Origin of the sequence: Brevundimonas sp. TWP2-3-4b1, assembly GCF_049897665.1 — a bacterium.
In the GTDB taxonomy this organism is placed as follows: domain Bacteria; phylum Pseudomonadota; class Alphaproteobacteria; order Caulobacterales; family Caulobacteraceae; genus Brevundimonas; species Brevundimonas subvibrioides_B.
This window is the reverse complement of sequence record NZ_JAFCWQ010000013.1, coordinates 60,573-84,694: the sequence shown is the minus strand read 5'-3', so window position 1 is coordinate 84,694 and position 24,122 is coordinate 60,573. Positions and strand designations below refer to the sequence as shown.

Genomic DNA, 24,122 nt, shown 5'->3' with positions numbered 1-24,122 from the left:
CCTGGCAGGCCGGAACCGGACATTCGGTCCATCGCCCGAAAGCGGACCCTATGAGGGTCGCTTAGGGGTGGTTAGCAGACCTTGGCCGCCTCAGATGCCGAGTAGGTGACCGCCAGCAATGACCGGGCCAACAGCGCGCAGATAGTCGGTAGCGACCCTGCCGATCTGATCTCGGATACGGGTGTCGGCAATCGGCTCTGGCGAGGCGATCAGCCAAGCCTCGTTCTTCGATCCAGATGTCACCTCGAACGGTGCGAGATAAAGAGCAGACCGGCGTAACGCTGCCTCTCGCCTATCGTGACCTCGTCCGAAAAGACCATCTTCCTCGTCATCGAGGCGGCGGGAGAGGAAACCACCCATCAACCGCGTAAACCAAGTGCGACGCTGGAGAAGGATTACGCCTTGGGGAGCAAGACGCCCCTTCAGCGTGATAAAATCCGGATCCGCGCTCGAACGATTTCGGCACTGATCGACGACGATGACATCGAAGCAGTGGATTTCTGAGGATCGGAGGGCGCCATTCCGAAGGTCGAGGGCCGCGAGCCGATCCTCATTCTTCCGGTCTATCAAGCCGACCGTCGTGACGGTCTGACACTTTTGGTAGGTGGTCTTAGCGGCGGTGATCACCGACCGATACCGTTCGACCGACCTTTGACTGAGCTGCTGAGTAACCATTAGTGCGTGACTCCAACAGGTAGGTGGCTCTTGTCGTGACGGCCCACGCGATTAACCAACGTCTGTCCAGCGGCGTTCATGCCGATGACTTCAACCTCCGCACCCTGGCGTCGATAGCGGAAGACGACCTTATCCACCGCCGCAACACCGGTCAGGTCCCACAAGTGCGCCTCGGTCATGTCGATCTCGACCCGGGTTGGGTGGCCGTGGTGTTCGAAGGCGGCAGCGAAAACGTCAGCCGAGGCGAAGAAGAGTTGTCCGGTCACGCGGTAGCGCAGCACGCCTTCGTGTTCGGTTTCGGTCTCTTGGACGACGACCGTCTTTCCAACCTTCCGCATGAAGAAGACGGCAGAGAGGACCACGCCCAGCACCACCCCTTTTGACAGGTCGTGGGTTGCGACGACCGTCGCGGTGGTCGCGATCATGACGACAGAGGACTGGAACGGCGTTGACCGCAGCTTCAACACCGATCCCCAGTCGAAGGTGCCGATCGAGACCATGATCATCACGGCGACCAGCGCCGCCATAGGGATCTGGGCGACCCATGGCCCCAGCACCAGGATGAGGAAGAGCAGGAACAACCCTGCCCACAGCGACGACAGCCGTCCCCGTGCGCCTGAGGTGACATTGATGATCGACTGCCCGATCATCGCGCAGCCCGCCATGCCCCCGAAGAGCGACGAAGCGATGTTGGCGATACCCTGACCTCGTGTTTCGCGGTCCTTGTCCGAGGGGGTATCCGTCATGTCATCGATGAGGTTCGCGGTCAGCAGACTTTCCAAGAGGCCTACGAAGGCGAGGGTCGCTGACACCGGGGCGATGATCAGCAGGGTCTCCCAGGTCAGCGGCACATTGGCGATATGGAAAACCGGCAGTGTTGACGGAAGCTGACCCATGTCACCGACCGTGCGGACGTCCACCCCCGTGACGATGACGAAAACGCTCAGAGCGACGATGGCGATCAGTGGAGCTGGCACTGCCTTCGTAAGCAGCGGGAAGCCGTATATGATAGCGAGCCCCGCCCCCACGAGGGCGAAGGTCTGCCAGTTCGCACCGATCAGCTCGGGCATCTGCGCCAAGAAGATCAGGATCGCGAGCGAGTTGACGAAGCCCGTCATGACGCTGCGCGACACGAACTTAATGTATCGTCCAAGTTTGAACAGGCCGACCAGAATCTGGAAGACGCCCGTGAGCAGAGATGCGGCAAAGAGAAACTCGATGCCATGTTCGCGCACAAGGCCGACCATCAGAAGCGCCATTGCGCCGGTCGCCGCTGAGATCATGGCGGGACGTCCGCCCACGAAGGCGATTGTCACGGCGATGACGAAGCTGGCGTAAAGCCCGACGGCGGGATCTACGCCAGCAATTATAGAAAATGCGATTGCCTCGGGGATGAGGGCAAGTGCCACGACGGTGCCCGCCAGCAGATCACGGCGAGGGTTGGCGAGCCATTGCTGGCGCGCCGAAGCGATAAGGGTCATGTGGTTCTGTCTGTCGTAGGGAACGGTTCGCGCTCGGCGATACCTCGTTCTCGTTTCCCGAGGGATCGGCACCCGGGGTAGCCACCCGTTGCCGGGTCCTGATGACAGGTGTGCAGATGCAGCATTTCGCTTGGTAAAGCAACATCGAGTGCGCTCAGCGCCGCTGCGTTTACCGATCAATAGTCCGCAGTGGGTCGGACACGGCGGTTCTCACCATGTCCGAAAGCAGACATTGGACAGGCGAGCCGGAATCGGACTTCGCCAAGGTCGGTTCGGGGTGGTGAGCCGACATCGTGACTGGGCCGCCAAGCCGACATCAGTCTTTTATCTCGGCGACCAAGGTCTGGAGGCCGGCAGGATTGAGCCAGGCCCAGAGCAGAAGGGCCGTCAGCAGAGGCGCGATCGACTGGGCGACATAGCGGCCGACGATGACTATCTGGGCGGCAACGGGGTGGAGTGGGGCCTGATCGAACCGGTCGGTGATGACCATGCCGGCTCCGGCGAGGTCCGGGTTCAGCATTGGGGCCAGTCCACCCCAGACGGTCATGGCGATCGAGATGGCGAAGACCACGCTGAGAACGACGAACGAGATCGCCACCGCGCGCCAGGGCCTGGGCGCGCGGGGCGGCGCGATCAGAAAGGCGGCGAGAAGCGGGAAGCCCAGCAGGAGGCGACGCAAGTTCTCTTTCTCCATCAGCTGATCGACGGCCTGGCCCCCCTGCGTCAGACGCGTGCCGATCGCCCAGTCGCCTCCCTCCACGACCGCGATCCGACCCGTGAGGCCGAGAAGCCCCAGGATCGCGCCCACCAGGGGACGCAGCAGGGCCGCGACCCCATCGGCCCCCCACATCCACCACAGAGGCAGGAAGATCACGAGCGACGCGGCGGCCCACAGACCGAAGCGGCGGCGGGCCGCCTCTTCCAGCGTGCGAGCGGCGAGGCGTGTGGATCGGCTTCGAAATCGGACCCCATCGAGAGGCAGTCTAGGTAGTTGAATTTGCTGTATAATAGTACGTTTGAGCCCATGCTGACTGGCGTCCGTCGGGACCCCGTCCCGCCCCGAGATATTAAGCTCATTCAATATGTTATTTCATATCGGGTGGGGTTCCGCTTTGAACGCCGATCAACATCAAGAAACGATGTTTGACCGTCCTCGGCGTCTTTCAATGGCGCGGACTAGTCGGTGATGGAGCGTGTGAGTAATGGGATAGAACCAGATCAGGCTGGCTACCACGAGGGTCAGTACTGCGGGCACCAGCGTGAGAAGAATGCGGATGCCCTCAAGGGTTTGTGGGCTCTGAGCGGCGTTGGGCCGATACCCAACCGCGTCCAGCAGCACGCCCAGGAGACCGACGCCGAGGCCCAGAGCTACCTTCTGGGTGAGCGAGACCAAGCCATAGATCGCCCCTTCCGCTCGTGTTCCTGTCTTCCACTCACCATATTCGACCGTATCGGGCACCATCGACCAGAAGGTCAGGTAAAAGGCCCCATTGGCGAAGCCACCCAGGCCCACGATCAGCCAGAGAGCGGGGCCGATCCGCGGAGCAAGCAGATAGAAAATTACGGAGTTGACCGCAGCGATGGCTGCTCCGCTCAGCCACACGACCCGTTTGCTTCGGCGCGCCGTCACAAATAGCCAGAATGGGATCGACAACGCCGCGCACCCTGTCGCGATAACCAGAGCAGGGGTCAGCGCCGACTCCAGACCCACATCGTATTTCAGATAGTAAAGAAGCGTCTTGCCGGCCATCGTGCTGCCGACCGAGGCCAGAACAGTGGCGCCCAGCAGCAACTGGAGAGGGCGATTGACTGTAAGCATATCCATCATCTGCCTAATGGACGGGTTCGCTTGGTCGTCGTCTGTCGTCTCACGCGTTGCGACGAAACACAGGTTGAAGATGACGAAGGCGACTGCGGCGTAGACAACGCTCAGCCAGAAAAATCCTATCTGTCCTCCTCCGAATAGTCCGCTCAGCGGAAGCGTGAGTGCCGACAGGGTCAGGCCGCAGGCCATGGCGAAAAGCATACGCGCGCCCGCGATGTGGGACCGTTCCTGGCTGTCGCGCGTCATTTCAGCGGACAGGGAAATATAAGGGATGCCGACGACCGTGTAGATCGTGCGGAAGACAAGGTGCGCGGCCAGAGCGTAGAGCGCCAGCGCCCCACCGCTCAAGCCTGTTGGGACGAACATGGCAACAAAGGATACACAGAGCGGAAGCGCGCCGTACAGAAGATAGGGTCGATATCGACCAAACCGGGACCGCGTGCGATTGGCGATGACACCCATCAAGGGGTCAAAAACGCCCTCCCAGACCAAGGCGGCCATGATGATCAACCCGGCCAAGGTCGCGGACAAGCCCAAGACGTCGGTATAGTAATACAGCAGAAAAAGCGTGCAGAAGGTGAAGAAGAGATTCAGTCCGAAGTCACCAACAGCGTAGCCGAGCTTTTGTCCCAGTTTGAGCGGCGCGATATGAACTTTAGATTTGTTGATCACAACGCATTCCTCACGATGGTCACTGTGACATGTCCGGACCGAGGCGAGATCTTCAGTGACGATCCGCTTTGATCGCCCTCAAAGGCCTCTCCATTCACTGCGGTGTCGTACCCACCGGGATATTGCGAGGCAGGAACATAGATTTCGGTGCTTTCACCGATTGCCTGGTCGGCATCGAAGACGATTTCGAACCGCCCGCTGACCCAGTCGAACGTCTGTCGGGTCGGTGTGCCCTGGATCGCCTTGGCGTAGGGTCGGCAAAATCCGGAAACCGCTCTGCCGCCTGAGTCGGGGTCTTCGAGCGATGTGGCCTGGTCGATCGACCAGATCGACAGGTCTTCCTGGTTCCATCCGTCCCCGATCATCGGATCGTTACGATTAGAGACCGTGTAGTTCCACTGCGTCGACGAGAGTAGAAGCCGATCCAGCGCGTTGTACATCAGATTGAGCGCGTCCGACTGCTCGGACCATACGTCGGAACCCCGCTGCCCAGCGTTCCACTGCGCGTAGGCTTCGCCATCGTTCATATCATACGCAATACCGCATTCCCCGATCAGGGTGGGTGCTCCTCCGTTCAGCCCGTCGCCGATATCCCTTAATCGCGACAGCCCCTCGACATAGCCGTCCTCGATCGCGGCGGCGCCCTCTCGGACGTCGCCGGTGAGGATATCGACAGATCGGGTCGTGCAGAACCGCTTGGTCACCAGTGCCGAGAGGTCGTACCAGTGGCTGGCGTTGACGGTCCGCTCCGGCAGCCCGTCGGGAAATCCCTCGCCACGCAGGGCACCGAACGGATCGACTTCGGCGAAGATCAACCAATCCTTCCTGACTGCCCGGACTGTTTCGGCCACCCGGTTGAAGAAAGGCACCATATAGTCGCGATCCATCTCCACGGGCCGATCGCTGACCTGCTCAAAATAGTTCGGCCGCACTGCCACGGCGCGACCATCGCTTTCGACGTCCCAAGCCCCAGCGTCGCGGAAGGGATCTGTTCGGCCCGGCAACCAGATGGAGTTGCCTGCGGCATTCATCACGCGGTCACCCTCGAAACCACGACCGCCCAGAGCCAGGATCGGCACGGTACGGCTGATCCCGGATGCGACGGCCAGTCCGTCGAGCGGCGACCATGCCTGGCCGCGATAGCGTGACATTGGCTCGCTCAGGGAACGGCCGACGTAGCCAGTTCCCGGCTCGTTGAGCGTATCGAACCCTATGACGTTGTCCAGGTGCGCCACCCGCTCTGCCACGGCGCGCATGCTTCCCAGATAATGGTCCTGAAGGAATCCCTGAATCCCCGCGCTGTTGAACCGGCAGCCTGGAGCGAAATCGTCGCCGGCAAAAAACAACGTCCACATGATGCCATTGGCGGGCATGCGATAGTTCCCGCCCCAGCTCATCGCGGGGTAGTCATCCTGTCGTCCGCCGACCCTGTGGTCATAGGTGGACTGCATCACATGGGCAGCATCCGCAGATGCAAAGCGGGTGAAATCCAGACCGGCGGCTTCAAAGGTCCAGCCAGGAGCGCCGTCCCCGCCCGACATTCGGCTCCAGGCATCCTGATGGAAGTCGACGAAGACACGCAAGCCGAAGCGGCCCGCACGGCGGCACACCTCGGCATAGTAGTCCAGGTAACGCTGGTCGTAGATGCCTGGACCCGCGTGCTCGACCGCCTCCCATGTCGTGAGAAGGCGAAGGCAGTTGAATCCCCAGTAGGAGATGCGGGCCAGGTGGCTGTCGATCTCGGCAAGCGGCGCAGGCCGGCCAACGAAACTGACGGTTCGATGATCCGAAAAATCGGACGGCAGGTAGGTGTGTCCGTCTGGCGCAAACGGAACCTTGGAGTCTCCCCCCAGGTTGACGCCACGAAGGATAACGGCGCGGCCGAACCTGTCCCGGAAATGCGGCCCGTCGATCGTCAACTGCGACGGGCCGCCACTGAGCGATTGCGTCATTACTCGAATTTTTCCGCTCAACCTACCGGGGTCAAAAGCGCAGGTTGGCTTGAACGCCAACTGTGCGCCGCGAGTCGGGCGTGACGAACTGCAGAAGGCCGCCTGCCGCGTCGAAGGGGAGATCGCCGATTGAACTGACAAAGTTCGTGTCGAACAGGTTCTTGCCGAACACCGAGATCGTTGCGTTGTCGCCGACGTCAAACCCTGCAGACGCATTCAGAATGCCGTAGCTGTCCTGGATCGTCGGGTTCGGAATATTGGCCGGGTAAAGCCCGAACGTCGTTTCGGATCGCCAGTAAAGGTTGGCCTGGACAAACGCTCCGAGACCGTTCCTGATCGGCGTCTCCCAGCGCATTTCCGCATTCCCGCTCCATTTCGGTGCGTTGGTGACGGCCAGCCCCGAGGCGTCGAAAGAGGTCCGGTTTGGCCCGCCGGCAACCGCCGGACCACAGGCGGCGCCGACGGTCGTGACGATCGCCCCCAGACGAGGGCAGGAGGCATTGGCGAAACTTTCGAACGTCGCGTCCGTATAGGCCAAAGACGCCCCGAATGAGAGATGAGACGAGGGCTGAGCGGCCAGGGAGAGTTCGAACCCTTTGGTACGAAGCTCGCCTGCATTGCGGATGGCAAAGCTTCCGATCGACGACCCAGGCTGGAACTCGACGATCTGCGCCTGGAAGTTTTTAAAGTCGGTCAGGAACAGTGCGGCGGTTAGCGACAGCCGACGATCCATCAACGACGCCTTGTAGCCCAGTTCGTAGGCCGTCGGAACTTCCGGTTCCACTCGGGTGAAGTTCTGTGCGGTCACACCCGCCGGAATGACAATGTCCAGTAAGCTATTGAACCCAGGCCCCTTGTAGCCACGGGCAACGCTTGCATAAACATTTTGTTCTTCATCCAGCGCATACTGGGTCCCCACGCGCCACGAGACATTGGTGTCTTCGGTGCTGGCGTCGAACGCCAGGGGCGCGAACGCGGCCCCCACTAAGAAGTTGAAGGCACTGGCCCCGCTGGTCCCCGTTCTGGCGTAGTTCATGGAGACTTCGGTGCGGGTGACGCGAGCACCCGCCGTCAATGACAGGGCATCGTTCACATTCCAGGTCGCCTGCCCAAACGCGGCCAAATCGGTGACGTCGATGTCAGAGGCCACATCGCGCCCGAACAACTGTGAAGCGGGAAGTACGACGCCAGGCGCCACCGTAAGATTGACGCTAAGATTCTGCAGTCTCGCCAGAGACAGGGAGAACCTGCCGACCTGTTGGAAGTTACCTTCGTTGGAAGAGGTGAAGTAGAACAAGCCCGCCACAAACTCGACCGGCTGGTCCGACGGTGATGTCAGGCGCAGTTCCTGGCTGAACTGGGTGAGGTCGTTGGCCCCGAAGTTTCGGTTGAGAATGTTCGAAGAGGACAGATCTGCGTCGTTGTTGTCCGCCTGTTCCCAGGTCCGATAGGCCGTCAGCGAGGTTAGCGTGTAGTCGCCGAGTTGCAGGTTCACTTCGCTGGACATGCCCTGGCTGGTCACCAGATTGGAATACTCGCCGTTTGCAGCTATCTGACGGGCCTCCGGGCCGGTCTCCAGCGGGCCGACGAAGGTGGAAAGGAAAGCCGCCCCCGGGCGAGGATCGGTCGTTGCGTCAGCAAACCGCCTCACGCTCCAGACGCAACATGCGTTGTCGCGCCGGGAATAGTCAGCACGCAGGAGCACCTCCAAGGCATCAGTCGGTCGCAGCTCGACCGTTCCTCGAAAGCCGTACTCCTCGCGATTGTTGATTTTCTGGCCCGTGAGGCGATTGTCGACGAATCCGTCACGCTTGTTCAGGTAGCCGGACAGACGCCCAAGGATGCGACCTTCAACGACAGGACCGGCAAGACTGGCCCCCACATTCATTTCGTCAAGCGAGCCGTAAGAAGCGTTCAGCATACCCGACAGCTGCTCGGTGGGGCGACGTGTCGTGATGCTGATCAATCCGGCAGACGCGTTGCGCCCAAACAGCAGACCTTGGGGACCACGTAGAACCTCGACACGTTCAAGATCGATCAGATCGGCCAGACCCTGACCTGCTCGGGCCAGCGGAACGCCATCGACGACGGTGCCGACCGACTGTTCGATGCCGTCGGCGAATACGTTGCTGCCCACGCCGCGAATCCGCAGGCCTTGTCCGCGCGGCGTATTGGCATCCCCCAGGATGAGGCCCGGTGTGACGTATTGCAGATCTGTCGCCGCGTTGAAGTTCAGGCGTTCAAGGCGGTCACCTGATGTGGCCACGACAGATACCGGCACATCAAGCAGTCGTTCGGATCGCCGTTGAGCCGTGACGACAATGTCGTCGATCGTCGCTGCGTCCTGCGCGGCCGATGACGGCGTTTGGTTTGTCATGGTCTGGGCAGCGACCGGTCCCGCCAAGGCGACCGCAGTCGATGCCAGCAGCATCGCGCAATATGATCTCGTCATCCTGTCTTCCCCCTTGAGCGCCGTGCTTCTCGTTCAACGGAAACATCTTCGGTCGGCATTTGACCACATGGTCAGGGAAATACTGACCGTATGGTCAGTGGAATGCAAGGGGGCACCGTCTGCGACGTGGATCAACTACAGCGGGTAAAGGTTCAGGCGGTGGGACAGGCTGCCTTGATCAGACCCAGCAACGACTGGGCATAGGTTTCCACGAACGCTGGATCCTGCGTGTCGGTGTCAGTCGCTTTTCGCCACAGAGGCGGCGTCGCGAGAAACAGCTGCGCTCCCCCGGTCAGGATATTCTGCAGGTGCAGGGGCTCGACCGGTGGCAGAACACCCTGCGCGACGAGACTGCGGACATAGGTGTCGAAACTTTTGACGTGCCGGCTTAGATGGCGCTCCGCGATGTAATCCGTGCGCCAACTTTCGCTCACGCCCTCAATCATTGGCATCAGGATATAGGCCGGAAACCGCCGACACGCTTCGAAATAGCTTCTCAAGAAAGCCTCGAATCCTTCCCAGGCATTCTCGTATTTCTGGCTGCGGACGGTAGCGAAAAACTCATCGGCTTGGCCGAACACCAGGTCCACGGTCTCCTTCCATAACTCTTCCTTGGAGCTGAAATGGTAGAGTAGATTGTTCTTTCGCACCCCGGCAGCCTTGGCGATGTCATCCACGGCGACACCGCGAAAACCGGCCTCTGAAAAGAGAACCGCCGCTGCCTTCAAAACAGCCGCGCGGGTTTCGAGGCGGCGTTTTTCGCGAACAGTGCCTTTAACAGATGCGATCGAAGGCGATCCAGCGACCGTGATGTCCTCATCGGTCACGCCGTCCCTCCACAAGAAAACGTTTTGACCAACTGGACAGTGAATGTCATGTCGTGTGGTTCACATTGACTGGATATCGGCATGCACGATCGCGATACCACTGATTCAATCATTGCCGCGAATTTCGCCAGCAGTGGCTTTGCAACGGTCGATCGGATGGCCGACTCCACAACCTTGGCCCAGATGCGTCGCGCCTACGACGGGATGCTTGACGGAACGATCCCTTGCCCCGGCACGGATCGCGCCTTGGGCGGGATAACGCGCCAGATCATGCATCCGCATATCCATCACCCGATTTTTGCTGAGAACCCAGCCATTGACCGGGCACGGATGCTGGCAGCCCGACTGACGGGAAGTTCAGATCCCCAGTTCTTGTTCTCGATGCTGATCTACAAACCCCCCGGCCACCCTCACCCGACACCCTGGCATCAGGACATGTCCTATGCCGCGAAGCCCTTCACGCCCGCGGGCACCATCTGGCCGGGGGAGATGATTGTGCAGTTCTGGCTCGCGCTTGACGACGTTGATGAAACAATGGGCTGCATGGAGTTCATCCCCGGCGTCCATCGTGCGCCCATGTCCTCCCACAGGGTAGCGAGCGGTCATCCCGACGATGAGGGACGTCTCCTAGAAATTGCCGACGTGGCCGAAAGTCTCGATCTTTCCAGAGCCGTTAAATGCCCGCTCGATGCAGGCTCGGCGACGGTCCACGGCTATGCCACACCGCATTATACAGGTCCGAACACGTCGTCGCGTGGTCGGCGCGCCTTCATCTTCAGCTTTGCCGATGCGCAGGCCCTCGCGCGCGTTAAGGCTGGACAGGAAGCGCATTAGATGACGCAGTCACGCGAGATGTCAGAGAACACTGCTATTCGGTCTATCGCCACTCAAATCTCTATCCGTTGTCCTGTCGAAAGGGCGTGGACCGTGCTCACGACATTTGAAGACTACCCGATCTGGAATCCCTACATCGTCAGGATCGAAGGCGAGGCCTGCGCGGGTGGGAGAATCCTGACCTATGCCCACGTGGAAGGCGCAGCCGACCCCGTCGTCCAGACCATAGACCTGGTTTCAATCACGCCCTTCACTATGCGCTGGCAGGGAGGACTGAACGACAGGAGTCTACTTTTCGGCGATCACTGGTTCGAACTGGTCGCTGAGAGCGAGCACACGATTTTATTTCGTCACTATGAGCATTTCACCGGTTCTCGCACCGACGAAATCCTTGAGGCCTACGGAAGCAGAATCGAGCAGAGCTTCGGCCGCTTCAATGATAGTTTCAAACTGCGGTGCGAAGCTGACCGAGACCGTTAAGGCCACGTCCTTGCGGATCAAATCCCAGCAGCTGATCGGCCCGGGACCGCGACGTATTCGAACGCGCCCTGCTGTTTCCGGGCATGGCGCTTAGGCGCAAAGCGGGCAAAGCGGGAATGACCGGGTCTGACTCGTCAACTGACGTTTGGAACGTCCGCTATCGGGCGGCAGGGCTGATTGAGGGTGAGACTTCCGCAAAGCAGACGTCTTGGACGTCTGTTCGGGGTGGGAAGCGGACATTGGTCATCGAACGACGTGACGAAATGGACCTGTGTTGGCGGACGAGGGGTGAACGCGTTAACCCGCGCCGATCACGGAGCGCCGAAGCGGCGAGCCATCAGGATTCGTCGCCTTGACCGCCGGCGCCATTTGCCTTTCTCTCGTCAATACGAGCGGGGAAAACGTATGGTTGATCGACGCGGACTAGCGGGTTTGGCGCTGACGGTGTCTGGCCTCCTCGGCCCTGGCGAGACAGCGGCCTGGGAGCCGGGGGCTTGGGAGCCGGAGGCGACAGGGTTCGTGCCGCATGTCCGCCCAGACGGAACCACGGGCGGTCCGAGCCAAGGTACCGGGCCGGTGGCCGCAGGCGGAGCCGTCATCGCTTTGAGCGAACGTGCGTCGCCGACCTCGGCGCCCGTTCCTGCAACCAGGTTCTCTCCGCAGGCCACCCGACGCGCCGGTGCGGCGGCGGGGTCCAGCCTCGTCATCGGCCAAACAAGGCATGGAGAGTTGAGCGCGTCGGACCCCAGGCTAGAAGATGACAGCTTCTTTGACTGCTATGCGGTTCAGACCACCGAAGCGGCGGCGTATCGGGTCGTGATGCGGAGCCCGACCTTCGACACCTACCTCAGCATCGGCACCGGCGATTGCGCGAGCACGCCCACCCTGTCGGACGACGACGGGGCCGGTGGAACAGACTCGGCGATCAGCTTTACCGGCGACGGGCAGACCTGGTTCGTCAGAGCCAACAGCCTGCTGGGCGATACGCTCGGCGCGTACGTGGTCGAGCTCAGCGAAGGCGAAGGCTTGCCCCGTCTGGCTTCGGGTCAAACCCTTCGGGGCGAGCTGACCGCTTCGGACGGGAAACTCAATGATCACAGCTACTTCGACTGCTATTCCGTTGAGACATCGGGTGGAGCGACATATCGCGTGACCATGCGTTCGCCGGACTTCGACGCCTACCTAAGCGTCGGGCCCGGCCAGTGTTCGGGTGCCCCGGTCCAATCGGACGACGACAGCGGCGGGGGCACGGATTCGGCGATCCTGTTCACGGGAGACGGCTCAACCTGGTTTGTTCGAACGAACAGCCTGAAAACGGAGACGACGGGCTCTTATTCCGTTGAGCTCGTCACGCTCACAGAGGGCGCCCCGGCCGCGATCGACGGGACCAAGGCAAGGACGAGACCGGGGCCCAAATGATGCGCCGTCATGCGACCGACGCCGTCTAGAGCAAGGCTCGACTCCGTACCGGGGTGGCTTTTGTCAGATGGCGGCCTGGGGCGGGCGCAGGGCGAGCAGCGCCCTTAAAGTTTTTTTCGCCTCGCGGCGCCCGATCCCATTGCCGGAAGCCGCCCCGCCATTGTCGATCATTAGCGAGGCCGTTGCTGCCAGCCCTCCCCGTTTGCGCCTGCTCTCCTTGCCAGAAACAGGACGTCCCGGACGTCCGCAACGGGTCGGGAGCGGACCGTCGCTTATGGGGGGTTAGGAGACATTGCCGGTTGACTCGCCTAGTGGATTTGTTCGGACTGATCTGCACCCGGTTTCGAGGACACCAACATAAGGCGTTGTTGGAGCTGGAAGGTGACGATGGCAATGGGCGGAAACCGTAAGCGTCTGATCCGAACTTTTGAGGTTTGTCATGGGCTGTCGATCCGTTTTGGCCGCTGCGGCTTGGGCAGCAATGGTTGTGACTTCGACCCCTTCGCTTGGTCAGACCCCTGACGGGCCGCCGGGGCGTCGCCCGCCCGGAGCGGAGACCTGTCCCACGACACGCAACCTCGCCGACGGCATGTGGGCGAACGACGCCCTCCCGTCTGCGGGACCGGAGGAACGTCTCGAACGCTGGGCGCTGGAAATCCGAGGCGAGACCGCCCCGGCACCCGTACCTCCCGACGCATCGGCCGTACTACGCGCCTTTGGAGGGTGGTCCGAAACACAGTCTGTCGCCACAGATAGCGTCTCCACGGTCTGGCGGGAGGCTGACGGGACCTGGCGGTTTCACAAGGTGGATTGGGCGAGAGGCGGACCGCCGCCTCCCCCTCCGCCGGCAGGGGAAATTGCGCTGGCCCATAACCCAAGGACGGTCAGAACCGGGGTCATATCCCCTTCCGTGGCTGAGGCCCTGACTGCTCTGATCGAGGACCGCTGCCTCGTACTCGAGCCAGCCTCGACTGGGCCGATGCTAGAGGTCCGCAGGGGCGTGCCACTGCCGCCGCCCTGCTACAGCGGCGCGGGCGGCACCGTCCAGTTGACGCGGAACAGCCGCACTCGCAGCTTCGGCTTGTTCTGCCCCCGCATGCTGTCCGGCGAACTTCTTCGGTTGGCGCTCTACCCAGTCGCTGACGACGGGGTTCCGGTGTCCGCCTATACCCTCTTCTACGCTTCGGCGGAGGAGGCGGGGGAGGCTGTGGCGCTGCTGAGGGCGACCCACGGATCGGACCCGACGACCTGGCCGGATGAAACCGTTGCGCCAGGCCCCCTGCTGCTTCGTCACGCCTCCAGCGGCTTCCTCTGCGCCCTGCCACGGGACGCCTTGGCCTATGTGGGTTCCTACGGGGAATACGGTTCCTGTTCCTGGACGGATTGGACAGGCAGCGAGCGGCGTTACAGGGCGCGTTTTACGCGCGGCTCCGACCGGCGCAGCCTGATCGAGCGAATGCAGGATCGGGCTCCAGACCAGATCAGGGCCGGCTGGGGAGACGGTCGGGGACCCGATCCACGCAGCGTCCGGATCATGGGGCGACCCGTGTCCGTTTTTCAGTTCGCGGACGGTCCGCTGGCCGACGCGCGCGAGGAAATCTACACGCGGGTGTACGGCGCGCAGATCGGAGATTGGCAGGTGGTATGGGCCACGACCGGCCCCGCTACCGACCGGACTGAAGTGGACATCGCCCATGAGGAAGGTTGGAGAGTTCTCCTGGCGTCGCGAAGCGCCCGACCGTGACCATATCAGTAGTTTACCACCGCCGCTTTTAGTCAGGTTCGGTCGTGTCGCGCGACGCCGGCAGATCATGCCAAGAGCAGACGTTCCAAACCGCCGCTCTGGGTCGGGAGCGGTCAGAGGCATCAGACTGAAAAGCGGACGTTCCTATGCTCAGACAGCATGGCTGAATGTCGTGTTTCCGGCATTCAGTGAATGACCGGTTCTGGCGCAAAGCGGCCCTTGCCCCCTGCCTGCCTCCGTTCCTCCATGCACTTTTCCGGATTTAGGTCGGGAGCGACCAGCTGGCACGCCAAGTCTGATGTTTTGTGCCCTGCGGCCAACCTCTTGATTTCACTCGCGCTCGATTGAATCAGTTTTGCAGCGAGCCCCTTGAACCGGATCACGAACCTCTAGCTTCCCAAGCTTTTCGTGCGGGATTGATTCCCGCCGCCCGCGCACATCGCTTTCAAACCAGCTTGTAAGGCCCTTGAGGGGGGCTAGAGGCGCTTACAGGCCTTCACTTGGCCAGATGGTAGCAAGTCAACGCATAGGCGCTACAGCGCGCTCTGGCGGCTCAAGCGATGATCGCGACTACCGGCGAACCCAAACTCTAGGGAGCTAAGCCCCGCGAACCATCGGATGAGCACTTTGCAAAGCCTCTGCAACCCATTGAAATGAATGGGTTGCCATTTCTGACACTTTGATCGTGAGCCCTTGAAAACGCACGGCCAAGTTTGGACTGCAAATCCTTGCACCCGGGTTCGATTCCCGGTCAGGCCTCCATCGCGATCTCGTTGAGATCGATGATGATTTCTAGATCGGCGCGGTCAGCCAGCCGATCGCGCCGGCGCCGCCGACAGCTGCGGCCACTACGGCAATCGCGACCGCGATCCGCACGTTTCGGCTCATGAACCCCAGAATACCAGCCATGTCGTCCTCCCCGGACCTCCATAGCGTCATGGAAATCGGCGTTCATCAAGGTGCATGAAACGTTAACGCGCTGAAATCACGCAACTGTCAGCGAATCGACACGGTCGTGACCTGGTAGAGCGCCAGCGCGCTGGTCACCGCGACGTTCAGGGAGTCGAAACCACCGGCCATGGGGATGCCCACGGTCCGAACGCGCGCCATGATCTCCGACGGCAAACCCGGACCTTCCGAGCCGACCAGAATGGCTTTGCGACCGCCGCCCGTCAGCCCCGCCAGCGGCTCCGTTGCGCCGGGGGATAGGGCGACCACCTCGAACTGCGCCGCCTGCAGGGCCACGATCAGCTGTTCCAGAGGGACGGCATGGGCGCTCGGCGTCCTCAGCACCGCGCCGACCGAAACCCGGATGGCCTTGCGATAGAAGGGATCGCAGCAGCGTTCGTCCCTGAGCACCGCCGCCGCCCCGAACGCCGCCGCATTGCGGAACAGGCCGCCCATGTTGTCGTGGTTGCCGATCCCTGCGCAGGCAAGCACCACACATTCCTCCGGCAGATCCGCCAGTGTCTCGGCGACGGTCCGCTCGACCGGCTTCTCGCCGAGGGCCAGCAGGCCGCGGTGCAGGGGGAAGCCGGCGATGGCGTCCATCACCGCCTGCGACGCCGCATAGACCGGCGCCTCGCCCGCCGCCGCGACCAGTTCGCCCTGGGCCTCGAGTCGATTCGCAGCGATCAGCAACGAACGGGCTCTGCACAGGGACGTCGGCGACAGCAGGGTGCGGATCACCACCTCCCCTTCCGCCACGAACAGCCCTTCGCGGCCGGTCAGGTCGCGTTCGCGGATATCGCGATAGGCGGCCACGCGAGGATCAGCGGGATCGTCGATGAACTGAATGGCGATGGCTGACATTTCCCGTTGCACAATCAAGAAGGCCGCTGCTATAGGCCCGCCTCCCGAGTCCCTGTTCCGCGGTAGCTCAGTGGTAGAGCAGCCGACTGTTAATCGGCTGGTCGTAGGTTCGAATCCTACCCGCGGAGCCACTCGGCGCTTTAGCCCGATTTCGACAAGGCCATACCGCCTTTCGGCGAGCCCCCAAGCAAAGACAGACCATCAGCGCCGTCCCGGCCGCAACCGAGGCTCCGCTCATGATTCCGCAATCCGCGACGACGATCGGCATCGACTTCGGCACCACCAACACGGTGGTCGCCCTGACCAGCGGCGACGGCGAGGCGGTCGTCATTCGCTTCGAGGCGCCCGACGGCGATCTGGCGACGTTCCGCTCGACATTGAGCTTCCAGCTTCACCCCGGCGCCGACGGCCGGACGCCCGAGCGGGTCGTCGAGGCCGGTCCGTGGGCCATCGAGGCCTATGTCGAGGATCCGCTAGACACCCGCTTCATCCAGTCCTTCAAGACCTTCGCCGCCAGCGCGGCCTTCACCGAGACGGTGATCGACAACCGGCGCTACAAGTTCGAAGACCTGCTGGCGGCCTTCCTGCTGCGCCTCCAGCATCACGCGGGCGAGGCGATGGATGCCCTGCCGCCTCGCGTCATCGTCGGGCGACCTGTGACCTTCGCCGGCGGAGCGCCCGACGCGGACCTCGCGCTCTCGCGCTACCAGACGGCGTTCGCCCGGCTGGGCTTCACCGACATCCGCTATGCCTATGAGCCTGTCGGCGCGGCCTTCTTCTTCGCTCGCAAACTGACCGAACCGGCCAATGTTCTGGTCGCGGACTTCGGCGGCGGCACCAGCGACTTCTCCATCGTCCGTTTCGAGCCGTCGCCCGAGGGGCTGCGCTCCACGCCGCTCGCACGGTCGGGTGTCGGCGTGGCCGGCGACGCCTTTGACTACCGGATCATCGACCAGCTGGTGTCGCCGGCGCTCGGCAAGGGCGGCTCATACCGGACGCTCGGCAAGACCCTGCCCATCCCCCAGCGCTACTACGCCGCCTTTGCGCGCTGGGATCAGCTGGCCCTGCTGCGCGCCTCGCGCGACATGAAGGACATCCGCGCCATAGCCCGGATCGCCGAGGAACCCGGGAAGGTCGCGCGGCTGATCGAGGTGCTCGACGACAACCACGGCTACGCCCTCTACCAGGCGATCTCGCACCTGAAGATGGACCTGTCGCGCGACGAGAGCGCGACCTTCGTTTTCGATGCCGGATCGATTCGTCTGGAAGCGCCGGTCGCCCGATCGGAGTTCGAAGCCTGGATCGCACCCGAACTGGCCGCCATCGACACGGCCGTCGACAGGGCGATTGAGGGATCCGGCCTGCACCCGGAGCAGATCGACCGCATCTTCCTGACCGGCGGCACCTCCTTCGTCCCGGCGGTGCGCGACATCTTCAACCGGCGGTTCGACCCCGCGAAGATCGAGACCGGCGGCGAATTCGAGTCCATCGCCTCGGGCCTGGCCCTGATCGGGCGGGAAACGGACCTCGATCTCTGGACCGAGCGCCGCTGACGAGACTTCCTTCAGGCCGCCCGATAGGGTCGTCGCGGACATGACCGAGCAGCTTTCGCCCGCCCTCGCCCGACGCATGGCCCTGGCCGCCCAGGGCTTCGGCAAGCCTCACCCCACGACGACAGGGGCCCGTCAGCTGCGTGACACGGCCCGTCGCCTCGGCGTGATCCAGATCGACAGCGTCAATGTCGTCAGCCGCACCCACTATCTGCCCGCCTTCTCCCGCCTCGGCGCCTATCCGCGCGACCTGCTTGAGACCGAGGCCTGGGGCAAGACGCCGTCCTTCTTCGAATACTGGGGCCACGAGGCCTCGCTGATGCCTCCGGAGATCCAGCCCCTGATGCGCTGGCGGATGGAGCGGGCGCGCGAAGGGCATGGCGCCTGGACCGGCATCAACCGCTTCGGCCGCGAACGTCGCGACTATATCGACGGCGTCCTGGCCGAGATCGAACGACGCGGCCCTGTGACAGGCGCCGACTTCGCCACCGGCCCGCGCGGCAAGCCCGGCTGGTGGGAGTGGTCGGACGGCAAGCGCGCGCTGGAGTGGCTGTTCTGGGCCGGACTGATCACGACCAGGACCCGGCGCGGCTTTGAGCGGGTCTATGACCTGACCGAACGGGTCATTCCACGCGCGATCCAGAACCTGCCGACCCCGTCCGAACCCGACGCCCAGCGCGCCCTGATCCGCATCGCCGCCCGGGCCATGGGTGTGGCCACCGCTGCCGACCTGCGCGACTATTTCCGCCTGCCGCTCCAGGACGCGCGCGACCGCATCGCCGAACTGGTCGAGGAGGGCGGACTGACGCCCGTCGGCGTGCCGGGCTGGAAAGGCTCGACCTATATTGCGCCGGACGCCCGCCGGCCGCGCAAGGTGCAAGGCGCCGCCCTGCTCTCCCCCTTCGACAACCTGATCTGGTTCCGGGATCGGACCGAGCGGCTGTTCGACGTGCGCATCAGGCTGGAAATCTACACCCCGGCGCACAAGCGGGCGCACGGCTACTATGTCCTGCCCTTCCTCGAGGACGAGGCGATCACGGCTCGGGTCGATCTGAAGGCGAATCGCCAGGCGGGCGTCCTGCGGGTCCAGGCGGTATGGCGCGAGCCGCTGGCGACGCCGGAGACCGCGTCGAGACTGGCGGCGGAACTGATCCGGATGGCGGACTGGCTGGGTCTGGACCGGGTCGAGGTCAAGGAGCGCGGCGATCTCGCTGCCGATCTGTCCGACGCTCTCCCGCGCTGACGCCAAAGAAAAAGCCCGACGCGGGCGCCGGGCTGAAGAGGTTCAGTGGTGGGTGTCCTCTGAGAGAACGCCGTATCGGTGAGCCGAATTGGTTAACGGGCCGTTGCCGGCTTGTCGGGGAACCATGTCGACTGGCGCCCGCCCCCCGGGCTCGACCAGGAGATGCTCCATCCCGCCCCGGCCCGGTGCAGGTTACCGGGCGTCGCGACCGCACCCGGAGCCGGCGCATAGGCCCGTCCGTCGATCGTGATCGGCGTCGTGCCGTCGCCGGACCCCGCCAGCCGCCAGCGCCCCTCCTCGTCCGCCGTTACCGTGCGCTGGACGCTCCCTTCGATGACCACCCCGGTCCCGGCAGTCGACCTTCCCGAGATGAAGGCCGCCCGTCCGTCGGTGTCCACGGCGTCCAGGCCAAGGCCGGAATCCAGCCGTTGCGTGGGCGCACCGATGGCCAGGAGCGCGATCGGCGCCGAGGGGTCAGCGCCGATCAGAAGGCGATAGGGCGCCGGAAAGCCCGCCTGGCCCGCGCGGGCCTCGACCAGGAACAGGGTGTCCTGGGCCGGGCGCGGCACGCGCAGCTCGAACCGCCCCTCAGCGTCGGCGCCCACGGCATAGGCAAGCCCCCCCGCGCCGCTGACCACGACCCGCCCGAGGGGAGAGGCCTGTCCGCGAACGATCAGCTCTCGCCCGCTCGAAGCGACCGCGTCGATCTCGGGCGGCATGATCCAACCCGTTTCCTGGGTCGCGTCCGCGGCCGGTTGGGTCTGTTCGCCACAGGCAGAGACGATCAGCGCAGCGGCGCCGGCCAGGGTTGCTGAAAGCCTCGATGCGATCGGTCGTTTCATCCTGTCCGCCGGGTCTGTAGGACTGTTCGCCCAGATAGACCGGCGCGACCGGCCTGTCTCCAATCTTGCGTCTCGTCTCGAGGGTTCATGTCGGCGTCAATCCCCACCATCGCTCCGTTCGACGGCCAGTCGGTCTGCCTGTTCTGCGGGTCGTCCGACGCGGCCGATCCGATCTTCACCGCAGCGGCCGCGGCGTTCGGCGCGGCGACGGCGCGCGAAGGCTGGCGTCTGGTCTATGGCGGCGGAGGCGTCGGCCTGATGGGCGCCTCGGCCAGGGCGGCGCATGAGGCCGGCGGGCGGGTCGTCGGCATCATGCCGGCCTTCCTGCGCAGCCGCGAACGCCTGTTCGACGAGGTCGAGACCATCGTCGTCACCTCGATGCATGAGCGCAAACAGCTGATGTACGACCAGTCGGACGCCTTCGTCGTCGCCCCGGGCGGCATCGGCACCCTGGAGGAGGTCGTTGAACTGCTGTCGTGGAAACGGCTGGACCTGCATGGCAAGCCGGTGATCTTCCTCAACATCAACGGCTTCTGGGAAATCTTCTTCGCCCTGATGCGCCAGAGCGTTGAGACCGGCTTCACCCCGCCCTCCTTCCTGCAAGCCTGGGTCGTCTGCGACACGGTCGAGGATGCGATCGAGGCGATGCGACAGACTGACGCCTCGCCCGTCTTGAAACATGACCAGCGATAAGTAATCATTGGTCAGTCAACTCCGAAGTCCGTCCCGTTTGAAAACGCGGATTGACAGTTTCGAATAACAACGCACTATGTCGGTGTTGATGCTGGACCCTGTCGGTCCGTTCTCTGCACCGGAGTTTCCCCATGCGCGCCGTCCTCCCCTTGCTCGCCCTCTGCGCTGCTTTCGCTGCGGCTTCCGCCGTCGCCCAGGCCCCGTCCTCCGCCGCCACCCGCGTCGTCCTGGCCGACGCCTCCCGCGTCCCGACCCGCTCCACCGTCATCGACGGCGCCAATTGGCGTTGTCAGGGCCAGACCTGCACCGCCTCGGGCGGCGCGGATCAACCGGCCCCTCGCGCCTGCCGCCGCGTCGCGGCCCGCCTGGGCCCGGTGACCGAGTTCTCGTGGAAGGGTACGACCCTCACGGCCGAGCAACTGGCCGTCTGCAACGCCTGAGCAAAAGGGGCGGCCCGATGGGCCGCCCCTTTTTCTTTTTGCTAGGCGACTTCGCCCTTCAGCCGCTTCTCGATCCGTTCGCGCCCGATCAGCGGCACGATCGTCGCCATGTCGGGGCCGTGAGCCTGACCCGTCAGGATGTGGCGCAGCGGCATGAACAGGGCCTTGCCCTTGGCGCCGGTGCTCTCCTTGACCGCATTGGTCCAGGCCGACCACGCGCCCGCATCGATCACCTCCGGCAGCACGGCCAGGGCCGCCGCCGCGAAGGCCGGATCCTCGATCACCGGCGTCACCGGTCCCCGCACCATCCGCGCCAGATCGACGACGTCATTGAACTTCGTCAGGTTGGCCCTCACCCCGTCCCAGAACATCTCGCCCAGATCGCAGTCGAGCGCCTCCAGTCGCGCCCTGGCCGTCGCATAGGGCATGCCGTGCAGGGCCTGAGCGTTCAGCCGGTCGAGATCCTCGGTGTCGTAACGCGCCGGTGACCGGCCCATTTTGTCGAAGCTGAAGCCCAGACCCAGGGCATGGATGTCGGCGGCAACCTCCAGCGGGTCCGAGGTGCCGATCCGGCCCAGGTGGCTGGTGATGGCGATGGGCTCATAGCCCTGCTCCCGCATCTCGGCGACCGACAGCGAGCCCAGACGCTTCGACAGGGCCGCTCCGTCGGCGCCGACCAGCAGCGGCATGTGAGCAAAGTTCGGCACGGTCGTTCCCAGGCCGGCGGCGATCAGAGCCTCGAAGATCTCGACCTGGGCGCCGGTGTTGGTCGTATGGTCCTCGCCCCGGATGACGTGGGTGATGCCCATGTCGATGTCGTCGACGACCGACGGCAGGGTGTAGAGATAGAGGCCGTCCTCGCGGATCAACACCGGGTCCGACATCGAGGCGGTATCGACCTCTGCATGACCGCGCGACAGGTCCTCCCAGGCGACCCGGCGGCCGTCCAGCTTGAAGCGCCAATGCGGCTTGCGACCCTCGGCCTCGAACGCGGCCTTCTCCTCGTCGGTCAGGGCCAGGGCCGCGCGATCGTAGATCGGCGGCAGACCACGCGACAGCTGCACCTTGCGGCGACGATCCAGGTCCTCGGACGTATCCCAGGCCGGATACAGACGCCCGGCCTTCTTGAGCCGTTCGGCCGCGTCGTCGTAGCGCTCGAACCGTTTCGATTGATTGTACCGCTCGTCCCACAGCAGGCCGAGCCAGGTCAGATCGTCCTCGATCCCCTGTTCGAACTCCGGCGTCGAGCGGGCAAGGTCGGTGTCGTCGATGCGCAGGACGAAGGATCCACCCTGGCCCTTGGCGAACATCCAGTTGACCAGGGCGGTGCGGACGTTGCCGACATGCAGCTTGCCGGTGGGCGACGGGGCGAAACGGACCTTGACGGACATGGATCGGGAGACCTTGAAAGCGAGGCGCGTAGGTCGGTCACGCGCCGCCCCAAGTCAAGGACAGCCGCGATCCGGCAGTTCGGTCGCTTTTCGGCTTTTCCCGCAACGATCTTGCGGCATAAGGCGTCAATGACCGCGCCCGCCTCCCTGACCGTCGATCTGAACGCGCTTTCGCACAACTTCCATGCGCTGAAAGCGGTGTCCGGCGTGCCCGTCCATCCGGTAGTGAAGGCCAATGCCTATGGCCTCGGCGCCGTTCCGGTGGCCAGGCGGCTGCTGGCAGAAGGCGCGCGGACCTTCTTCGTGGCGCGAATGGACGAGGGCGTCGCCCTGCGCGAGGCTCTCGGGCCGGAACCAGCCATCTATGTGCTGGACGGCTGCGTGGGAGACGCAGCTGCGGCGCTGAAGGCTGCGGACGTGCGCCCGATCCTCAACCACGGCGACCAGATCGCGTCCTGGAATGCGGCCGGCGGCGGAGCCTGCGGGCTTCAGATCGACACCGGCATGAACCGCCTGGGCTTCCGCCCGGAAGACGCGCCGGAGCCGTTCGACGGACTCGAACTGGTCATGAGCCACCTCGCCTGCGCCGACGATCCGGCGGAACCGATGAACCGGCGCCAGCGCGACGCCTTCGGAGCCGTTTCAGGACGTTATCCGGATGCGCTGAAGTCCTTTGCCAACTCCGGCGGCTGTTTCCTCGGTCCCGACCATGCCTTCGACGCCGTCCGCCCGGGCATCTGCCTGTACGGTGGCGGTCCCGAGGGCCGACCGGACGACCGACTGAAGGCCGTCGCCACCCTGACCGCCGAAGTGCTCCAGATCCGCGACCTCCCCGCCGGTGAGAGTGTGGGCTATTCCCGCGGCTTCATCGCCGACAGACCCCGCCGCATCGCCACCTGCGGCGCCGGCTACGCCGATGGCGTGTTCCGCAGCTCAAGCCCGAACGGACAGGTCTGGATCGCAGGCGCCCTGCGCCCGCTGCTGGGCCGCGTGTCGATGGACGTCATCGCCGTGGACATCACCGGCGCCGAGGTCTCGGTCGGCGACAGGGTCGAACTGTTCGGCGCCAACCGTCCGGTCGACGACGCCGCCACGGCCGCCCGGACGATCAGCTACGAACTGCTGACGTCCATCGGCAACCGCTGCGAGCGCCGCTACCTCGGTCAGGCCTGAGGCGCGATCAAAGCCGGCTGTTCAGTCGGCGGGGTGGTCGGGAAGTCGTCCACCGGATCCGGCAGCTCGTCGTCCGCCCCGATCGCCCCGCAGTCCATGTGCCACTGGCGCGCCAGCACCAGCCGCGCGCCGTCCCAGCGCCATTCGGCGCCTTCGGCGCATCCCGTCGCCTGGAGGCGGGTCGATCCTGCAAAAGTCCGGGTCGCAGCATCCCATGACATGTTCGACATCGCGTCCCAGGTCATCCAGCCGTCCGCGCCTTGGTATTTGTAGAACGGCAGAGGGACGTGGACGGGCGCTCCGTTGTCCTCGGAAACATAGACCCGGCTCCACTGGTCCGCTGTGCCGGTCGAACAGACGACAAGCACGGCGACATCACCGCCTCCAAGATCGACGGCCTCCACGGTGCGCTCGCTCTCCATCGGCTCGGGCAACACGCAGTCCTCATCCGCCTTCACCATCGTCAGGGCGGAGGCCTTCAGGGCTTCGAACCTGGCGGTGATCGCATCGTCAGGAGCCGGGCCAGCGTCCGTTGCGGTCGGCGTCTGTTGTTGACAGGCCGACAGCAGAGCCATCGCGGCCACGCCGCAGATCATGGATCTGTTCATAGGGTCTCT

Annotated in this window: 20 protein-coding genes, 1 tRNA gene and 1 other annotated feature; of the genes, 10 read left to right on the top strand and 11 right to left on the bottom strand. The window is 63.8% G+C overall.

Annotated elements, in window-relative coordinates; translation table 11 throughout:
• Positions 1-90: 90 nt before the first annotated feature.
• The 7 genes from ACP7A5_RS11370 to ACP7A5_RS11340 form a co-directional block, all read right to left on the bottom strand.
• A complete protein-coding gene (locus ACP7A5_RS11370) occupies positions 91-627 on the bottom strand; it encodes a hypothetical protein (RefSeq protein ID WP_426042021.1) in 537 nt (178 codons plus the stop codon).
• Between the two features lie 47 nt (positions 628-674).
• On the bottom strand, positions 675-2,156 hold the full coding sequence (locus ACP7A5_RS11365) for a SulP family inorganic anion transporter (RefSeq protein ID WP_426042020.1): 1,482 nt from the start codon (positions 2,154-2,156) through the stop codon (positions 675-677).
• Between the two features lie 51 nt (positions 2,157-2,207).
• Positions 2,208-2,258 (bottom strand) — a sequence feature (sul1 is cis-regulatory element that is thought to sense ions involved in sulfur or methionine metabolism; They are found in Alphaproteobacteria).
• A 214-nt stretch (positions 2,259-2,472) separates the two neighbouring features.
• Positions 2,473-3,237, bottom strand: coding sequence for an exosortase H-associated membrane protein (locus tag ACP7A5_RS11360; protein ID WP_426042019.1), 765 nt, complete (start codon positions 3,235-3,237; stop codon positions 2,473-2,475).
• Between the two features lie 48 nt (positions 3,238-3,285).
• Positions 3,286-4,653: an MFS transporter gene (locus tag ACP7A5_RS11355; protein WP_426042018.1), complete on the bottom strand. Its 1,368-nt coding sequence runs from the start codon at positions 4,651-4,653 to the stop codon at positions 3,286-3,288.
• Complete coding sequence (locus ACP7A5_RS11350) at positions 4,650-6,605, bottom strand: cellulase family glycosylhydrolase (protein WP_426042017.1); 1,956 nt, start codon at positions 6,603-6,605, stop codon at positions 4,650-4,652. Before ACP7A5_RS11350 ends, ACP7A5_RS11355 begins: the two co-directional genes overlap by 4 nt.
• Before the next feature lie 31 nt (positions 6,606-6,636).
• Positions 6,637-9,057, bottom strand: coding sequence for a TonB-dependent receptor (locus ACP7A5_RS11345; protein ID WP_426042016.1), 2,421 nt, complete (start codon positions 9,055-9,057; stop codon positions 6,637-6,639).
• Between the two features lie 152 nt (positions 9,058-9,209).
• Entirely contained in the window at positions 9,210-9,884 is a 675-nt protein-coding gene (locus tag ACP7A5_RS11340; protein WP_426042015.1) for a TetR/AcrR family transcriptional regulator, read from the bottom strand.
• A gap of 81 nt (positions 9,885-9,965) precedes the next feature.
• Here ACP7A5_RS11340 and ACP7A5_RS11335 point away from each other — a divergent pair, with 81 nt between their 5' ends.
• From ACP7A5_RS11335 to ACP7A5_RS11320, 4 genes are all read left to right on the top strand, one after another.
• Positions 9,966-10,718: a phytanoyl-CoA dioxygenase family protein gene (locus ACP7A5_RS11335; RefSeq protein ID WP_426042014.1), complete on the top strand. Its 753-nt coding sequence runs from the start codon at positions 9,966-9,968 to the stop codon at positions 10,716-10,718.
• Positions 10,719-11,198 carry an SRPBCC family protein gene (locus ACP7A5_RS11330; RefSeq protein ID WP_426042013.1) on the top strand — a complete coding sequence of 160 codons (480 nt, stop codon included), beginning with the start codon at positions 10,719-10,721 and terminating at the stop codon, positions 11,196-11,198.
• 576 nt (positions 11,199-11,774) lie between these two features.
• Positions 11,775-12,617, top strand: coding sequence for a peptidase (locus tag ACP7A5_RS11325; RefSeq protein WP_426042012.1), 843 nt, complete (start codon positions 11,775-11,777; stop codon positions 12,615-12,617).
• Between the two features lie 910 nt (positions 12,618-13,527).
• On the top strand, positions 13,528-14,361 hold the full coding sequence (locus tag ACP7A5_RS11320; protein WP_426042011.1) for a hypothetical protein: 834 nt from the start codon (positions 13,528-13,530) through the stop codon (positions 14,359-14,361).
• A 996-nt stretch (positions 14,362-15,357) separates the two neighbouring features.
• Here the strand turns inward: ACP7A5_RS11320 and ACP7A5_RS11315 are convergent.
• Complete coding sequence (locus tag ACP7A5_RS11315) at positions 15,358-16,173, bottom strand: TrmH family RNA methyltransferase (RefSeq protein WP_426042010.1); 816 nt, start codon at positions 16,171-16,173, stop codon at positions 15,358-15,360.
• 56 nt (positions 16,174-16,229) lie between these two features.
• Between ACP7A5_RS11315 and ACP7A5_RS11310 the strand changes: the two genes are divergently transcribed.
• The 3 genes from ACP7A5_RS11310 to ACP7A5_RS11300 all read left to right on the top strand — a co-directional run bounded on the left by ACP7A5_RS11310 (position 16,230) and on the right by ACP7A5_RS11300 (position 18,966).
• Positions 16,230-16,304: transfer RNA gene (locus ACP7A5_RS11310), tRNA-Asn, on the top strand.
• Between the two features lie 105 nt (positions 16,305-16,409).
• The gene (locus ACP7A5_RS11305; RefSeq protein WP_426042009.1) at positions 16,410-17,726 is read left to right on the top strand and encodes an Hsp70 family protein; all 1,317 of its coding nucleotides are present in this window, start codon (positions 16,410-16,412) and stop codon (positions 17,724-17,726) included.
• Positions 17,727-17,766: 40 nt separating this feature from the next.
• Positions 17,767-18,966 carry a winged helix-turn-helix domain-containing protein gene (locus ACP7A5_RS11300; RefSeq protein ID WP_426042008.1) on the top strand — a complete coding sequence of 400 codons (1,200 nt, stop codon included), beginning with the start codon at positions 17,767-17,769 and terminating at the stop codon, positions 18,964-18,966.
• Positions 18,967-19,058: 92 nt separating this feature from the next.
• On the opposite strand, the gene ACP7A5_RS11295 is transcribed toward ACP7A5_RS11300, so the two are convergent.
• On the bottom strand, positions 19,059-19,808 hold the full coding sequence (locus ACP7A5_RS11295) for a hypothetical protein (protein ID WP_426042007.1): 750 nt from the start codon (positions 19,806-19,808) through the stop codon (positions 19,059-19,061).
• Positions 19,809-19,895: 87 nt separating this feature from the next.
• Between ACP7A5_RS11295 and ACP7A5_RS11290 the strand changes: the two genes are divergently transcribed.
• Positions 19,896-20,501, top strand: coding sequence for a TIGR00730 family Rossman fold protein (locus ACP7A5_RS11290; protein ID WP_426042006.1), 606 nt, complete (start codon positions 19,896-19,898; stop codon positions 20,499-20,501).
• A 131-nt stretch (positions 20,502-20,632) separates the two neighbouring features.
• Entirely contained in the window at positions 20,633-20,941 is a 309-nt protein-coding gene (locus tag ACP7A5_RS11285) for a CC_3452 family protein (protein ID WP_426042005.1), read from the top strand.
• Positions 20,942-20,982: 41 nt separating this feature from the next.
• On the opposite strand, the gene gltX is transcribed toward ACP7A5_RS11285, so the two are convergent.
• Entirely contained in the window at positions 20,983-22,332 is a 1,350-nt protein-coding gene (gene gltX / locus ACP7A5_RS11280) for a glutamate--tRNA ligase (RefSeq protein WP_426042004.1), read from the bottom strand.
• A 129-nt stretch (positions 22,333-22,461) separates the two neighbouring features.
• Between gltX and alr the strand changes: the two genes are divergently transcribed.
• Positions 22,462-23,505: an alanine racemase gene (gene alr, locus ACP7A5_RS11275; RefSeq protein ID WP_426042003.1), complete on the top strand. Its 1,044-nt coding sequence runs from the start codon at positions 22,462-22,464 to the stop codon at positions 23,503-23,505.
• On the opposite strand, the gene ACP7A5_RS11270 is transcribed toward alr, so the two are convergent.
• Positions 23,496-24,113, bottom strand: a complete 618-nt coding sequence (locus ACP7A5_RS11270) for a DUF1176 domain-containing protein (protein ID WP_426042002.1) — start codon at positions 24,111-24,113, stop codon at positions 23,496-23,498. The genes alr and ACP7A5_RS11270 overlap by 10 nt on opposite strands.
• Positions 24,114-24,122 lie beyond the last annotated feature (9 nt).